This is a genomic window from Pandoraea sp. NPDC090278 (assembly GCF_044772185.1).
Lineage (GTDB): Bacteria > Pseudomonadota > Gammaproteobacteria > Burkholderiales > Burkholderiaceae > Pandoraea.
This window is the reverse complement of sequence record NZ_JBIVYJ010000001.1, coordinates 1,067,341-1,082,253: the sequence shown is the minus strand read 5'-3', so window position 1 is coordinate 1,082,253 and position 14,913 is coordinate 1,067,341. Positions and strand designations below refer to the sequence as shown.

The 14,913-nt window shown below is 63.6% G+C and carries 13 protein-coding genes; 5 read left to right on the top strand and 8 right to left on the bottom strand.

The genetic code is table 11. From position 1 onward, the window contains the following. The first annotated feature begins 53 nt into the window (after positions 1-53). Entirely contained in the window at positions 54-932 is an 879-nt protein-coding gene (locus ACIQWO_RS04645) for a hypothetical protein (protein WP_402819766.1), read from the top strand. 33 nt (positions 933-965) lie between these two features. Here ACIQWO_RS04645 and ACIQWO_RS04640 read toward each other — a convergent pair whose 3' ends face one another. Then, positions 966-1,706, bottom strand: a complete 741-nt coding sequence (locus ACIQWO_RS04640) for a lysozyme inhibitor LprI family protein (protein ID WP_402819764.1) — start codon at positions 1,704-1,706, stop codon at positions 966-968. Between the two features lie 151 nt (positions 1,707-1,857). On the opposite strand from ACIQWO_RS04640, the gene ACIQWO_RS04635 reads away from it, so the two are divergent. Next, complete coding sequence (locus tag ACIQWO_RS04635) at positions 1,858-3,216, top strand: MORN repeat-containing protein (protein ID WP_402819761.1); 1,359 nt, start codon at positions 1,858-1,860, stop codon at positions 3,214-3,216. A gap of 2 nt (positions 3,217-3,218) precedes the next feature. Here the strand turns inward: ACIQWO_RS04635 and ACIQWO_RS04630 are convergent, their stop codons facing one another. The 7 genes from ACIQWO_RS04630 to ACIQWO_RS04600 form a co-directional block, all read right to left on the bottom strand. Then, a complete protein-coding gene (locus tag ACIQWO_RS04630) occupies positions 3,219-3,872 on the bottom strand; it encodes a hypothetical protein (RefSeq protein WP_402819758.1) in 654 nt (217 codons plus the stop codon). A gap of 12 nt (positions 3,873-3,884) precedes the next feature. Next, on the bottom strand, positions 3,885-5,312 hold the full coding sequence (locus tag ACIQWO_RS04625; protein WP_402819755.1) for a hypothetical protein: 1,428 nt from the start codon (positions 5,310-5,312) through the stop codon (positions 3,885-3,887). After that, positions 5,309-6,979 (bottom strand): VWA domain-containing protein, encoded by a 1,671-nt coding sequence (locus ACIQWO_RS04620; protein ID WP_402819752.1) that lies wholly within the window; start codon positions 6,977-6,979, stop codon positions 5,309-5,311. Before ACIQWO_RS04620 ends, ACIQWO_RS04625 begins: the two co-directional genes overlap by 4 nt. Further along, positions 6,969-7,994, bottom strand: coding sequence for a vWA domain-containing protein (locus tag ACIQWO_RS04615; RefSeq protein ID WP_402819749.1), 1,026 nt, complete (start codon positions 7,992-7,994; stop codon positions 6,969-6,971). Before ACIQWO_RS04615 ends, ACIQWO_RS04620 begins: the two co-directional genes overlap by 11 nt. Beyond that, positions 7,981-8,556, bottom strand: a complete 576-nt coding sequence (locus ACIQWO_RS04610; RefSeq protein ID WP_402819746.1) for a DUF4381 domain-containing protein — start codon at positions 8,554-8,556, stop codon at positions 7,981-7,983. The genes ACIQWO_RS04615 and ACIQWO_RS04610 overlap by 14 nt, the downstream gene beginning before the upstream one ends. Beyond that, positions 8,553-9,494: a DUF58 domain-containing protein gene (locus ACIQWO_RS04605; protein WP_402821827.1), complete on the bottom strand. Its 942-nt coding sequence runs from the start codon at positions 9,492-9,494 to the stop codon at positions 8,553-8,555. Before ACIQWO_RS04605 ends, ACIQWO_RS04610 begins: the two co-directional genes overlap by 4 nt. A gap of 130 nt (positions 9,495-9,624) precedes the next feature. Continuing rightward, complete coding sequence (locus ACIQWO_RS04600; RefSeq protein ID WP_402819743.1) at positions 9,625-10,584, bottom strand: AAA family ATPase; 960 nt, start codon at positions 10,582-10,584, stop codon at positions 9,625-9,627. A 272-nt stretch (positions 10,585-10,856) separates the two neighbouring features. On the opposite strand from ACIQWO_RS04600, the gene ACIQWO_RS04595 reads away from it, so the two are divergent. The 3 genes from ACIQWO_RS04595 to ACIQWO_RS04585 all read left to right on the top strand — a co-directional run bounded on the left by ACIQWO_RS04595 (position 10,857) and on the right by ACIQWO_RS04585 (position 14,860). Continuing rightward, positions 10,857-12,110, top strand: a complete 1,254-nt coding sequence (locus ACIQWO_RS04595) for a formylglycine-generating enzyme family protein (protein ID WP_402819740.1) — start codon at positions 10,857-10,859, stop codon at positions 12,108-12,110. Between the two features lie 57 nt (positions 12,111-12,167). After that, entirely contained in the window at positions 12,168-13,226 is a 1,059-nt protein-coding gene (locus tag ACIQWO_RS04590) for an HAD family hydrolase (protein WP_402819737.1), read from the top strand. A 62-nt stretch (positions 13,227-13,288) separates the two neighbouring features. Beyond that, the gene (locus ACIQWO_RS04585; protein WP_402821824.1) at positions 13,289-14,860 is read left to right on the top strand and encodes an arylsulfatase; all 1,572 of its coding nucleotides are present in this window, start codon (positions 13,289-13,291) and stop codon (positions 14,858-14,860) included. The last annotated feature ends 53 nt before the right edge of the window (positions 14,861-14,913 follow it).

Here is a 14,913-nt window from a genome sequence, read left to right as displayed (position 1 = left end):
GCTCGGCGTGCCACTTCCCGATGCACCGACCAATTCAGCAGAAGGCTCAAGAAATGTCACATCCTGTGTTTCTCGAGAGTCCGCCGTGGCCACGCATGCCGGAGGGCCGTAAGGGCGAATTGAAGACGTATTTCTCCGCCGACGGCCCGTCGTTGGAAGCCAACGCCTATCTCCCGCTGTTCTGGCGGGTGCTCTTTTCCGTCGAAGACATTCACTTTGTCTACGTCATCGACGAGTTCGACCCGGAAGACGAAGCCGTAGAAATCGAAGAGTTTCTGGAAGGCGCGACACAAGCGGAAAAGGATGCGAAGTACCCCTATCTGGTGACGACAAAGACGCTGGCGCTCGAACGTGCCGCCCGTCGTCGCGACCACGTGATCGAGCTGCTGGGCGAACGTTACCGGTCGATCTTCGACGCCTTCGTCAACTACCTCGGCACCGCGTACGGCGGCTTCATCCTCGTACGTACCGGTGGCCTGCCCGACGTGACCGACGCCACCGAGTGGATGACCACCGAGCTGGAACAGGTCACTGCACTGGATCACGGCACACACATCCAGGCCGCACTCGCAGACGAAATCGAAGACCTTCGGCGTATCCCTGATACCGATGCCGTCTGGCGCTCGACCGGCACCGGCAATCCGCGCGCCGAGGTGAACCCGTGGCCGAGCTTGTCGCTGGTGGAGGCCTTCCCGGCATGTGCACCACGCGCGCGTCCTGCGGCAGCAGAGCGCCCGCCCGCCGTCGGGAAGCATCAGTACCGGGATCCCAACGGGCTCGACAAGGCGCTCGAATGGGTGGCGATTCTAGTGTTTGCGGCGGTTGCCGTCGGTACCTGGGCGGTCACCCGGTCGGTCTGGAAGGCGGTTGTCGCGACGGTCGTTGTCACCGGCGTCATGGCGTGGCTGCTGGTGCGCGTGCGACGCAAGTGACGCACAACACCACGCTCGAATTGTCCGGACAGATCAGTCCGCGCCGATCATCCCATCGAGCGCTTTAAGCCATTGCACGCGGGCGGTCGTCTCTCTCGCCGCCTGTGCACTGCGGCACGTCTGCGCCTTCGGATTACCGTCCGACGGGCACACGGCGGCAATCAATCCCTTCTCAGCAGACGTAAAGTCGCGCCACTTCTCGTTAGACGTCCGCACGATATCGCGCGACGCCGACGGTAATCGCCGCGCCATTCGACGGCCCCAGCGCTCGACATCGGTAGTTTGTGCATGACCCGCCGCCTTCACGGACGCCGGGCGTGAGCGCTCCGACGCGGCCGACGCAACCTCGTCACGATACCGAGCGAGGGTCTGCGCCCGACGTTGTGTCAACAGCATGACGTCATTGGCGTTCGCCGGGGCGTACATCGTGCCGTGCACGGTGGCATAGACGGCGGCGATGAGCTTCAGATCGGCGTCCCGGCTCGCAAGCCATGCACGCTGCGCTGCGAGTAACACCGGGCGAGCTGTTTCCGGCAACGCATCGCGCAGCGATTGATAGGTCGAATTCAGACGGGCGTCCCAAGCATGGGTGGCGTCAACGATGCACTCGTCCTGCCCGCCAGTCGACTGCTTCTCAGGGTCGGCAAGGCATCGGGTGAGCGTTTGATCGATGTCAGCCGCAGTGCCGGACACCGGCGCATCGGCCGCCCCGGCCGCACAAGCTAGGCAGAGGGCCAGCGCAGGCAGGCCGAACAGCAGCAAGCGATTCACCATATCGGTCGTCGTTCCCGCAGGAATATCGGATTAGCGGATTCAAGCGCGTACACCATAAAAAATCAAGCATCCCCCAAATGGTGGATGCAACGAGCCCTCGCCCGCGACTATCCTCCTGTCAAAACAGCACCACAAAACGCAGGGGGAAAATATGGCACACGTACACAAGCGCGCATACCAAGCCTATCGCGCAAAACTCGCCTTGGCTGCCGCAAGCGCAGTCGGGCTATTTGCCATCGTCGGCAATGCACAAGCCGAGGACGGCGCGTTCATTCAGGCGGACGGCCCAAACCACTGCAAGGTCTGGTCGGACGCCAAGCCGGAAGAGCGTCCGGAGTGGACTTCCACCTGGACCGGGCCGTGCAACAAGAGTGGTATCGCCGATGGCCCCGGGGTCCAGGAATGGAGCCGTAACGGCGCCTTCTCGGCTCGCTTCGAAGGCACCATGGTCAATGGCAAACGCGGGGGTGTCGGCGTCTACACATGGGCGTCCGGCGACCGCTACGAAGGACCGTTCGCCGCCGACGGACGCACCGGCAAAGCCAAGTACTACTGGCCGAACGGCGACTTCTACGATGGCGACTTCATCGCAGGCAAGCGCACGGGCAAGGGTGTCTATGTCTGGGCCAGCGGCAAACGCTACGAAGGTGACTTCATCGACAGCGATATGACCGGCGAAGGCTATCAGTTGGAAACCAACGGAAACACCTATCGCGGCGGATGGCTGAAGAACCAGTTCAGCGGCAACGGCGTGATCGTCTTCGCGCAGGACGGTTCGATCCGCGCAGGCCAGTTCGTCAACAGCAAGATCGTTGAGGGTACCGATAGCCAGGCGGACGGCACGCTCATCGCGACGTACTCCAACGGCGTGCGCACCAAGGCGGCATCGGCGGATAGCGGCCCCGGCGTGTTCTCGTTCGTCGCCGGTCTGCTGGGCGCGGCCGCGCAAGGCGTTGCCAGCGGCGGCGGACGCAACGCCGCGCAGTATCAGGCCGCCGCCACTGCACTGCAAGCAGTCTCAGGCACGGGATCGTCCGGCGGCGGCACGATGCCGATGGCCCAACCGATACCGACGATGGCGTCGGCAGGCAATGGCAGCGTCGGAAGTGCGGTGGCAGGAACTGGGAAGACCTCGTCCAACGATCCGTTTGCCGGTCGCAAAGCCACCGAGCCCGTCCAAGGCTGCATGGAGCAGGTGCGCATCAAGCGTGGCGCGTCCGGCTGGGGCGGCTGGTACGACTACGAAACCGGCATCGTCAACAAGTGCGGCTACATCGTGAACACCGCCTGGTGCGTGACCAGCCTGAAGGGCGAAAGCGATACGGCGCAGTGCGAGAAGCATTACACCGGCATGTACGGCCTGAACCCGGGGCAGCAATCGTCGCTGCAAGCCGACCGGTTCGGCGAGCTGCAAATGCTCTCGTGCAAGGAGCCCGCCATGCCGCTCAAGATCCAGTGGAACGGCACGCGCTTCACCGGCACGTGCTACCTGCCGCCGGGGCAGTCATAACGTCAGTCGTAAGGCGACCTGCCCGGCTTGTCCGGCTTATCCCTTGCGCCCGGGGTTTCGGCACCGGGCGCATCGGACATGCGCCCGCCACTCCCCGCCTTCCCTCGCTCGCGATGCCCGTGATGGCTGAGCGCTTCGGCTAACGCCACACGCGCCGCCATCAGCATGGCGGTGAGTTCCTCTGCGCGCACGCGCAACGCACGATTTTCTCCTTCCAGACGCTGTAATCGCCGGTAGGCATCCATTGCGTCGAACGGGGCATCCGCAGGCGGATCGATCGCCGGGCGTCCTGTGCCGTCCGGGCCAAGCAGCGCCATGACACGCGCGACGTGCTGCGCCAGCGTCTGCTGTTCTGCGGCACGCATGCCGGGAGACATCCCATCACCTGCCGGTGAAATGCCGCCCGCCCCGAGCCGTGCCCGCGTAATCGCCCGCTGTACCGTGCCGGCACTGGGCAAGCGCTCGATGCCCGCGCCCGCCAATACGCGCAAGTAGGTTTGTGCGCTGTGCAGGCGATGCGTTGCGCCAGTGGCGTCGCGAATGAACTGGTCGAGAAATGCCGTGTTGGACTCGCGATGTGCTGCGTTGGCCCGTCGGGCAGCTGCGTGAAGGACTCCCAGCGTGACGTCGTCGAAGTGGGGGGAAGAACGTGGCATCGGAGCTCCTCGTCAATTGGGAGAGCGACGGCTGGGGCGGTGCGGCGGCACCGGGGCGTACAACGGCGGCAGATCGTCCGATGTGGACGACCGACGCGACGCTCGGATCATTTGTGTACGGACGACTTTCAATCGCTGCGCGAGCTGCGGGTCGACGGGAGCCTCGTGCGACGCGCCGGGCGCATACCGCGCATACACCGCACTACGAAGCGCCACCATGTCCTCCGAGCCATCCATCGTCAGCCCGCTTGAAGCATCTGTCCGGCGATCCAGCCAGGCGTATAGCGCCCCCACGAACGCGGGCCATGACCTGCCTCGCGCGGCATGCATCAACTGCCGCCACGCATGTGGTTCCCCGGTCGTCATCGTCCTACGCCAGACGGCAACGTGCTGCCTCGTACGGCGAGCCGCGCTCAGCAGCCGAGGGCCGAGCCACACAAGGGCAAACACGAGCGCGAGGCCCGCGCCTGCGATCCACAAGTCGGAGCGATCCAGCACAATCACGCGATGCGCCGCGCGGCCGACGGCATCGACTGGAATCTCGAACAGCGGCGTTTCATGGGCACCCCGGGCGCTCAGGGAAATCGCTGGCAACGACACGTGCTCGCGCCGGTGCGCCGTGGTGTTCCACCACTCGATCTCGATGGCCGGTAGCTCAATATGGCCGGACCGGTTGACGACGTACATCGCCGAGTCCGTGCGCACCCCGGCAACGAGACCGCGGCTGCCTTGCAGATCGTCGGACGTCTGCGCGGGTCGCATGTAACGCTGGAGACCATCGACCTCCTTCAACGGCGCGGGCGGAATCAGGATCGACTCGGTCGCTGTTGCCCGCTGGGTAATCGTGCGGGTGATGGTGTCGCCCACCTGAAGGTGCGACGGCGACGGTTCGATCTTCTGGCTCACGCTCAGCCCGCTCGTCGGGAAGAACACAGCCATGCCCTCCGCGCCGGGCGGCACGGTGGCGACGAAGGAAAGCGATGGCGTGTGGAGCGCGACCGGGCCCGTCGCGCCGCCCGGCAACACATGGATCACGAACGACGGCACGGTGTATCGCTGCCCTGCCTGCGGTGCGATGCGATACGCACGGCTCACGCCGAACCAACGCTCGTCGCCGATCATCTCGCTGAGGTTGCGGGCCTGCTCGTCCGGCAATGTGACGATGGCACCTGGCATGTCGAACAGCGGCCAGTCGGGGGCGTCGGTCAGCCACGTGGTGGTCAGAACATCGACGACGAGTTTGACCTGCGTCCCCGCCACCACATTGCCCGCCGGTTCGAGATGCGCACGAATCATCGTCTTCGGCGGCTCGTCGGCGTGGGCGCTGAGCACGAACAACGCGCTGACGGCGAGACACACCGCGCAAAGCCAACGTCCGATGGCTGGCCTCACGATGTGCACCATCACGCGTCGCATGATCGGCTGCATGATCTTCGTCATGGTGCGGCCGCCTTTGCACCGCCGATCGATGCAGACGATCCTCCCGCCACGGGCTTGACCGATGGCGTCGCGGCCTCCTGTTCGAAGCGCTGACGCAGGAACATCGCGGGCGACGTGTTGAGTCCCCGCAGCCAGACGTCCTCCGTCGGCGCCATCGACACCACCGTCTGCTGAGCGCCCTTCCCCTTCTTCGTATCTTCCTTGTCCTGCCCCTGAGATGGCTGCTGGTGGGCTTCTTCCGTCTGCTCGTCGGCCTTGAGCAGGTCTTTCATCAGCGCGATGTTCGCCGTCGCCTCCGCCCAGCCGGGATGCAGCTTCAACGCGATCTCGTAGGCCTTGATCGCGCCTTCGTAGTCGCCCAGATGCGCCAGCGAGTTACCCATGTAAAACGCGGCTGTCTCGTTCTTTTGCTGCGTGAATATCTGCGAGAACGTGGCGAGCGCGTCGCCGTAGTCCTTCGCCGCGTATTGGGCGCGACCTTTCCACATCGGATCCTCGAAGCGTGCCGCGGCCGTCGCGAAATCGCCTCGCTCGTAATACCAGCGGCCCTGCTGATCGCGCGTTGCGAAGGCGTCGATCCATCGCCAGCCGCTGTGTTGCGGCGCTGCATCGGCGGCACGAACGCCATCCGGCGTTGCCGCAAACGCCAGCGACAGCACTACGACCGGCAACCACTTCACCGTCCAGCCGCGACGAAACGACAGCAATACGAGCAACAGCACAGGGACGACCAGCCAGAACCCGTTCTCCTGCCAGCGCGCTTCGCGATGCGCTTCGTCCATCTCCGCGAGATAGGTCTGCGCGCGGCGCTGCACCCAGACGACGTCGTCGCCGTCCGCTCGCAAGCTCGCCAGCGGTATGCCTGCGGCGCTCGCCAGTTTGCGGATGCCGTCCGCATCGAATCCGGCAGTCACCGGCACACCGCTCGCATCGGTGGCGACAGTGCCATCGGCGTTGCGCACGGTTCCGCCCTTCGACGTGCCCGCCGCGAGCCATAGCAGTTGCTGCTTCGAGGCTTTCGCCCGTGCGACGAACGCCTCGCGCGACGCCGCATCCAAACCGTCCCCGATGAACACGATGGTGCCTGCGGCCTCGTCGCGTGAAAGCAGTCGCTCGGCCACGTCGAGTGCGAGATCCATGCGCTTGCCGTCCTTGGGCATCAGTCCTGTGGCCAGTGCAGGCGCGTAGAGTTCAAGCATCGCAGGGTCTTCCGTCGGCGGTACGACCAGATGCGACGTCCCGGCGTAGACGACGAGCCCCGTGCGGGCACCTTTGCGCGAGCGCGCGATATCCAGCACCTTCGCCTTAGCACGCTCCAGCCGCGTAGGCGGCACGTCGGTGGCGTCCATCGAACGGTTCAGCGCAAGCGCAATGACCATCGGAGCCTTGTCCTGACTGAACGGTGGTCGGACCTGCTCCCACGTCGGCCCCGCCGCAGCCACCGCGCCGAGCGCCAGCAGCACAGCCAAAGAATGCACCGGCTGAAGGCGGTACGTCCGCGTGTCCCCGACGAGCAGATGCTCCAGCAGTTCCGGCGCGATGAATTTGCGCCAACGTGCGCGAACATCGTTGCGTCGTCGCCAGACCAGCGGCAACAGGACAGCGGGCATGAGCAGCCACAACCAGAGCGGACGCAAAAAGTGGAACGCGCTCAGGTCAATTTCCATGCGCGGCTCCTGCCACTATTCGCCGCCGTGCCGCGCCGCGAATGATCGCGATGAGCAGCGCGCACAGGTGGTACGTCGTCACGATCAGCAAGGCCAGCCCCAACGGTATCCAGAAATACTCCGTCTGCGGTCGATAGACCTCCTGCTTGATGCGCTCGGGCGTCAGACGGTCAAGCTGGGTGTAGACGTCGGCCAGATCCTGTTCGCGGCCGAACGCCTGATACGACCGGCCACCGGTCGCCTTCGAGATGCGCTGCAAGGCCGCCAGATCGACGCGATCTTCGCCAGTCGCGTCGACGTCGCCGATGCCAATGGTGTGAATTACCAGCCCGTGCTCCTTCGCAATGCGCGCCGCCTGATCCGGGGGAATCTTGCTGGCGGTGTCGTTGCCGTCCGTCAGCAAGATCAACACCTTTTCCGGCGCTTTCGAGTCGGCCAGCAACTTGACGGTCAGCCCGATGGCATCGCCAATCGCCGTACGTGGACCGGCCATGCCGATCTGCATCTGATCGAGCAGGATCATCACGCTGTCGTGATCCAGCGTGAGTGGCGCCTGCGGGTACGCGGCGTCGCCAAATACCACCAGTCCGATGCGGTCGCCGCGCCGTTTTGCAATGAAGTCGGCCACCACGTGTTTCACCGCCGTCAGCCGGTCGGTCCGCTCGCCCGTGGCCGCACTGACGAAATCCGTCGTGCCCATCGACTGCGACAGATCGATGGCCAGCATCAGGTCGCGCGCAGGTGTCTCGCGCGTAATCGGCGCTTCGACGTGCACCGGACGGGCTGCCGCCATCACCACCAACAACCACACAAGCGGCAACAGCAGCCATTGCAGCCAGTTGCGCCGCAGACGCACACCGCCCGGCGACGGACGCTCTCCGGCGGCATCCGCCATCTCGTGGAAGAACGGCGTACGCAGCGCCAGCGCCATCGCCCGGTACGGCGGCACGAGCCACGCGACCAGTATCGGCAGCGGCAACAACGCCACCATCCACGGCAGCTCAAACTTCCACATGGTGGTCACGGATCCATTGACGAGCGCGCTGCATCAGCGCGTCGATATCGCCCTGCGGGCTGTCGTCCACGCCTCGCGGGGCATAGCTGGCCATCGCCAGGTAATGACCATCGGCCACCACGAACCGGCCGCGATGCCCGTTCAGGAATTCGATCCATGCGGCACCGCGCAGGCGGCCGACACCCGCGCCCGGGTAGGCGGCCAATGCCGTACGCTTGAGCAACGCGGCAAGCGATGCGACGGCAATCGTGCGGCGGGCCGGATCACGGGTCATCGACACCAGTGTTTCAAGTTCTGCCAGCGCCAGACGACGGTATCGGTCACGACGGTATCGCCGCCATGCGCGCCAGCCGCACCACGCCATGCCGAGCAGCAAGAGCAGCGCTACCACGCCACATCCCCACGTCTGCGGCGCATACGACACGGATGGCGGCAGCGAAAGTTCGTCCAGACCCGTCAATGCGAGCGAGGCATCCATCGTGTCCGGCACGTCGTCGGGCATGTCGTCCGCGATGTTGGGGGCCTGGGTGGCTGTCTGGGCAAGAACCCACGTAGTGCTCACAATCCACCTCCGTGCGTGCCCGAATGACGCGCGCCCAGCAACCGACGTACCTGATCTACCGCCGCTTCCGCACTGGAGAGTGGCATCCATGGCACACCGCTCGTGCGCAGCAGTTCTGCAACCTCGGCGGTGCGTCCTTTAAAAAATGCCGCGACGGGTGTCCGCACCCGTTCATTCGCGACGCGCAGCTCGACCTGCAAATGTCCTTCGCTCACGACCAGCGCACTGCGCTCGTCGACGTGCTGCCAAAGCGGGTCGAAGACCAGTCCGGCGACGACGTCGTTATGCACGCTCAGTTGCCGTAGTAACGCCTGTGTGCGCGCGTCAGCACCTGCGAAGTCGCTGACGATGCAGATCAGATGATCGTGCGGGGCCATATGCAGCAACTGACCCAGCGCCTGATTCAACTGCGCGTAGTCGGTCCGCACCGGACTGTCCGCGCGCAATTCGGCATTCATTTCAGCGATGGCGCCGAACAGTCGGGCAATACGGCTCAGACTCCGCAGGGGACGCACCCGCTCGATGCGCGCGTCGTTGAAGACCACGCCACCGACACGGTCCCCGGCCGCGTAACCCATCCATGTCGCCAGAGCCGCTGTCTCGGCTGCAACGACCGACTTGAACGCACGTTGCGAACCGAAATGCATGCTCATGCGCTGATCGACGACGACCTGCACGGGCCGGTCTCGCTCTTCCGTATAGGCACGCACAAGCGGTCGCGCAACGCGCATCGATGCGCGCCAGTCGATGTGCCGGATGTCGTCACCCGGCACGTAGCCACGAATCTCATCGAAATTCAGCCCCCGCCCACGCAGGCGCGACGCGTGATTGCCGGACAACACACTCCTGACCGGTGCAGGCGCGACGAAGCTCAGTCCGTGCACGCGGAACCGCAACCGCATCAGATGCGGCACGTCGACGTGCACCCTTCCGAGCATGTCGACGGAAACTTCGCGACGGCTGGCAGGCAATGGCGGCGATGCAGGCATGCGCACGCTCCCCCGAAGGTGTTCTGCTACCGGCGCAACGGTTTGATCGATGCGCCCGATCCACTCGTTACCCACGCTTTCAGGCGGGTACGGGCGTCGTCTCCACCAGACGGTCGACGACGCGATCGGCGTCGATGCCGTCCGCGTTCGCGTCGTAAGACAACACCAGACGATGGCGCAATACCGGATGCACGACCGCACGAACGTCGTCCGGCGTCACGAAATCGCGATCCTCCAGCCAGGCGTGCACGCGCGCCGCGCGGTCGAGTCCGATGGCCCCGCGCGGACTTGCGCCCACTTCGATCCAGCGCGAAAGATCGGCATCGCTGGCGATCCCGTGACGCGTGCCATTCACCAGCGCGACGATGTACGCGTCGACTGCGGGCGACACGCTGACGTCCTCAATTTCCCGTCGCGCGGCGAAGACTTCTTCCTGTGACAACGTCCCGCCCACGGCAGATGGCTGCTTCGTCTCGTTTCTAAGCAGTTGCAACATCGCCTGCTCGCTTTCCTGCGTCGGATACGTAATGAGTATTTTTAAAAGAAAGCGATCCATTTGTGCTTCCGGCAATGGATACGTACCTTCCTGCTCAATCGGATTTTGCGTAGCCATCACCATAAACAGATCAGCCATCGCATGCGTTTTCCCCGACACCGACACCTGTCTTTCCTCCATGGCTTCAAGCAATGCCGACTGCACTTTAGCGGGCGCACGATTAATTTCGTCCGCAAGAATCAGATTGCCGAAGATCGGCCCGGGCTGAAACTGAAGCACTCGTTCCGTTCCCGATTGAAGCAGCGTTTCGCCGCCGGTGATATCGGATGGCAGCAGGTCCGGTGTGAATTGAATGCGACGCATCGTGACGGCCAGACGCGCCGCAATCGCCTTCACTGTGCGGGTTTTGGCAAGCCCGGGCAGGCTTTCCAACAGGACGTGCCCGTCAGCAAGCAACGCGATCAGGATCTGACGCACCACCGTCTGCTGCCCGACAACGGCATCGCCGATATTTTTTTCGAATTCAATAATGGTATTTTTCATAATGCCGATAATTTAAATTACTTTAAAAATAACTCGGCAATTCGCAATTCAATCAGATGCCATACGAACCTTAAGCAAACAAACTAATCGCGTCAAAGATTAATTTTCATAAGCATTGAAAATTTCAATTGAGTTTACGTAAATTAGATAATAGTCTTTAAGCCAATCATCAGGCGGGCGACTCACTGTTTCCATTGCGACGGCATTTGCCTCGCGCATGCCCACATGAAAAGGGCCAGGTACGCCAGCGCGTATTGCGGGAGCTTCAGCACATGTCACGACGCAAGCGAATCGCGCAACACGACACGTCATCCGGCAAAGCACCTGCCGCATCGCCTCCGGTGCGCGGCCGTCGGACGTTTCTTCTTTGGGCTGGCGCAGCGCTTGGCGTCTCTGTCGCAGCGGGCGGTGCGATGTCCTGGGCGATGACGCGCAACGACGCCGCGAGCCCGCGCGATATCAAAATCGTCATGGGCGACGGCGTCCGTGGCCCCGAAGGCATGGCGTGGATTCCCGGCGGCGGGTTCCTGATGGGCAGCGACAGCCGTATGGCGCAGCCCAACGAGAAGCCCGCCCATCCTGCACGCGTGCACGGCTTCTGGATGGACGCACATCACGTCACGAACGCGCAGTTCCGTCGCTTCGTCGCGGCGACGGGCTATGTCACGACCGCCGAGCGAAAGCCGGACTGGGAGACGCTCAGGGTGCAGTTGCCGCCGGGCACGCCGCGTCCGCCCGAGAGCGCACTGGTTGCCGGAGCGATGGTGTTCGTCGGCACCGACAAGCCCGTCCCGCTACAGGACTATTCGCGCTGGTGGCGTTTTGTGCCGGGTGCGGACTGGCGGCATCCGGGTGGACCGGACACCGGCATCGCGGGAAAGGACGACCATCCCGTCGTGCAGGTCTCGTTCGAAGACGCGCAGGCCTATGCAAAGTGGGCAGGCAAGCGTCTGCCGACCGAGGCCGAATGGGAATTCGCCGCGCGTGGCGGACTGGAGCAAGCGACCTATGCGTGGGGCGAATCCTTTGCACCGAACGGCAAGCAGATGGCCAACGTCTGGGAAGGCGAACAGGCGCAGCCGTTCCCCGTCGTCAACCCGAAGGCCGGTGGCGCTGTCGGTACGAGTCCGGTCGGCACGTTCCCGCCGAACGGGTATGGCTTGTCCGATATGACGGGCAATGCCTGGCAGTGGGTTGCCGACTGGTACCGCGCCGATCAATTCCGGCGCGAAGCGGCAGCCAGCAAACTCGCGGACAACCCGACCGGTCCGTCCGACTCATGGGATCCGGCCGATCCCGGCGTTCCCGTGCAAGCCCCCAAGCGCGTGACGCGCGGTGGCTCGTTCCTGTGCAACGAAGCGTACTGCCTGAGCTATCGCCCAAGCGCACGACGAGGCACCGACCCTTACAACAGCATGTCGCATCTCGGCTTCCGACTGGTGATGGACGAGAGCGCGTGGCAGGTATCACGCCGTGCGTCCCAGAACAAGCTCGCATCGGTGACATCGAGTACGCCTTCGCGCTGACGCTTCACCGCTTCACGCCGACAGACCCGCACCATGACAACGATCAAGGATTGGGGGATGGAGAGACTTCGCTCGCGTTTTTGTCGGGCAGCCGCCGCCGTCGTGGTGGCGCTGTCCCTTGCCGCCTGCGCTACACAGACGCCGACGCCGCCTGAGCAGCAGGCCACCGCACCTGCATCGTCGCCTGCCCGCGCGGCCGACGCCTTACCCTCCTGGCGTGACGGCGCGGCCAAGCAGGCCATCGTGCGCTTCGTGGCCGACGTCACTCGCAACGGTTCCGCCAGCTATGTCCCGCCGGCCGAACGCATTGCCGTGTTCGATAACGACGGCACGCTGTGGAGCGAACAGCCGATGTACTTCCAGATTGTCTTCATGGTGGATCAGGTGAAGGCGCAGGCAGCGGCACATCCGGAATGGAAAGACAATCCGGCGTTCCGCGCCTTGATGACCGGTGATCTGCGCGAGCTGAGCGCACAGAAAGAGCCCTTCCTGCAACTGCTTGCGCAGGCGAGCAGCGGCATGACCGTCGACGACTACGACGCGCGCATCGACACATGGCTCGCGTCGGCAAAGCACCCGACGTTGCACCGCCCTTATACGTCGCTAGTGTTTCAGCCGCAACTCGAGCTGCTGACGTATTTGCGCGCGAACGGTTTCAAAACGTACATCGTCTCCGGCGGCACGACGCAGTTCATGCGCGCATGGGTCGAGCGCGTGTACGGTGTGCCGCCCGAACAGGTGATCGGCACCTACGAAGGCCTCAAGTACGAAAGCCGTAACGGTCAGGGGCAACTCATTCGTGAGCCCAAGATCGACTTTGTCGACGACGGTGCGGGCAAACCGATCGGCATCTACCGCCGCATCGGACGCAAGCCGATCCTCGCGTTCGGCAACTCCGACGGCGATCTGGAAATGCTCGAGTACACCACCACGGGCCAAGGTCCGCATCTGGCGCTGCTCGTGCATCACGACGACGCTGCCCGCGAGTTTGCCTACGACCGTCAGTCGAAAATCGGCCAGCTCGACCGCGCATGGGATGTCGCCGTCACCCGAGGTTGGACAGTCGTGAGCATGAAGGACGACTGGGCCACCGTGTTCCCGCGTTCTTCCCAATGACCTCACCGGAGACGACGATGTCATTCTCACTCAGACGAGTCTTCAGCTTCACCAGCACAGCGATGGTCGCCGTAACGGCCGCGTACGTGCTGGTTGCGCCCGGCGACGCGCCAGCGCAAAGCGGCACCAAGCCCCCGAACATCCTTGTCATCTTTGGCGACGATATCGGGCAGAGCAATATCAGCGCCTATTCCAACGGGCTGGTCGGCTATCGCACGCCGAACATCGACCGGGTCGCCAAGGAAGGCATGATCTTCACCGACTACTACGCCGAGAACAGCTGTACGGCGGGACGCTCCTCGTTCATCACGGGACAGTCACCGTTGCGCACGGGCTTGTCGAAGGTCGGCATGCCGGGCGCGACGGTGGGCCTCCAAAAGGGCGACATCACCATCGCGGAAGCGCTTAAGCCGCTCGGTTATGCGACGGGGCAGTTCGGCAAGAACCACCTCGGCGACCGTAACGAGTATCTGCCGACCGCGCACGGCTTCGATGAGTTCTTCGGCAACCTGTACCACCTGAACGCCGAAGAGGAACCCGAACGCCCGTACTGGCCCAAGGATCCGAACGACCCGTATGTGAAGAACTTCTCGCCACGCGGCGTCATTCACAGCACGTCGGACGGCAAGGTTCAGGACAGCGGCCCGCTCAACAAGAAGCGCATGGAAACCATCGACGACGAGACGGGCGCCAAGGCCGCCGAGTTCATTCAGAAGCAGGTCAAGGCCAACAAGCCCTTCTTCGTCTGGATGAACTTCACGCGCATGCACATCTACACGCACGTGCGGCCGGAGTTCAAGGGCAAGAGCGGCATGCCCGGCAACGAGTACGCCGACGGCATGTGGGAACACGATCAGGACGTGGGCAAGCTGCTCAAGCTGCTGGACGATCTGAAGATCACGGACAACACGATCGTGATCTACACGACGGACAACGGCCCGAACATGTTCACGTGGCCCGATGCCGCCATGACACCGTTCCGCAGCGAGAAGGACTCGAACTGGGAAGGCGCATTCCGCGTACCGGCGATGATTCGATGGCCGGGCAAGATCAAGCCCGGCAGCGTCTCTAACGACATGTTCTCCGGCATGGACTGGTTCCCCACGCTGCTCGCAGCTGCAGGCGACGACGGCATCAAGGACCGGCTGCTCAAGGGCTGGACGCCCAAGGGCAACAAAACCAAGTTCCGCAATCACCTGGACGGCTACAACCAGTTGCCGTATCTGACGGGCAAGGCACCCAAGGGTGCGCGTGACGAGTTCTACTACTTCAACGACGACGGCGAACTGGTGGCCATGCGATTCGGCAACTGGAAGGCAGTCTTCTGCGAACAACGTGCGCCGGGCAACCTGAATATCTGGCAGGAGCCGTTCATCTGCCTCCGATTGCCGAAGATATTCAACTTGCGCATGGATCCTTACGAGCGGGCGGATATTACTTCCGACCAATACAACGACTGGTTGGCCAAGAATGCGTATCTGACGGCCATCGCCTCGATGAAGTCGACCGCGTTCCTCCAGACGTTCGTCGACTATCCGCCGAGCCAGCGGCCTGCGAGCTTCAGCATCGATCAGGTGCGCAAGCAGGTCGACAAGAAGATTGATCAGTCCTTCAAGAACCGCGGACTGGAGTAAGTCCGACCGTAGACCTCGCCGTGCCGGAATTTGACGTCTCTCCGGCCCGGCGG

Excerpts from the sequence above, each read along its gene's own strand:
- ACIQWO_RS04645 (WP_402819766.1), top strand. The coding sequence starts at position 54 with ATGTCACATCCTGTGTTTCTCGAGAGTCCGCCGTGGCCACGCATGCCG.
- ACIQWO_RS04640 (WP_402819764.1), bottom strand. The coding sequence starts at position 1,706 with ATGGTGAATCGCTTGCTGCTGTTCGGCCTGCCTGCGCTGGCCCTCTGC.
- ACIQWO_RS04625 (WP_402819755.1), bottom strand. The coding sequence starts at position 5,312 with ATGACGAAGATCATGCAGCCGATCATGCGACGCGTGATGGTGCACATC.
- ACIQWO_RS04635 (WP_402819761.1), top strand. The coding sequence starts at position 1,858 with ATGGCACACGTACACAAGCGCGCATACCAAGCCTATCGCGCAAAACTC.
- ACIQWO_RS04620 (WP_402819752.1), bottom strand. The coding sequence starts at position 6,979 with ATGGAAATTGACCTGAGCGCGTTCCACTTTTTGCGTCCGCTCTGGTTG.
- ACIQWO_RS04595 (WP_402819740.1), top strand. The coding sequence starts at position 10,857 with ATGTCACGACGCAAGCGAATCGCGCAACACGACACGTCATCCGGCAAA.
- ACIQWO_RS04600 (WP_402819743.1), bottom strand. The coding sequence starts at position 10,584 with ATGAAAAATACCATTATTGAATTCGAAAAAAATATCGGCGATGCCGTT.
- ACIQWO_RS04585 (WP_402821824.1), top strand. The coding sequence starts at position 13,289 with ATGGTCGCCGTAACGGCCGCGTACGTGCTGGTTGCGCCCGGCGACGCG.
- ACIQWO_RS04605 (WP_402821827.1), bottom strand. The coding sequence starts at position 9,494 with ATGCTCGGAAGGGTGCACGTCGACGTGCCGCATCTGATGCGGTTGCGG.
- ACIQWO_RS04615 (WP_402819749.1), bottom strand. The coding sequence starts at position 7,994 with ATGTGGAAGTTTGAGCTGCCGTGGATGGTGGCGTTGTTGCCGCTGCCG.
- ACIQWO_RS04630 (WP_402819758.1), bottom strand. The coding sequence starts at position 3,872 with ATGCCACGTTCTTCCCCCCACTTCGACGACGTCACGCTGGGAGTCCTT.
- ACIQWO_RS04590 (WP_402819737.1), top strand. The coding sequence starts at position 12,168 with ATGGAGAGACTTCGCTCGCGTTTTTGTCGGGCAGCCGCCGCCGTCGTG.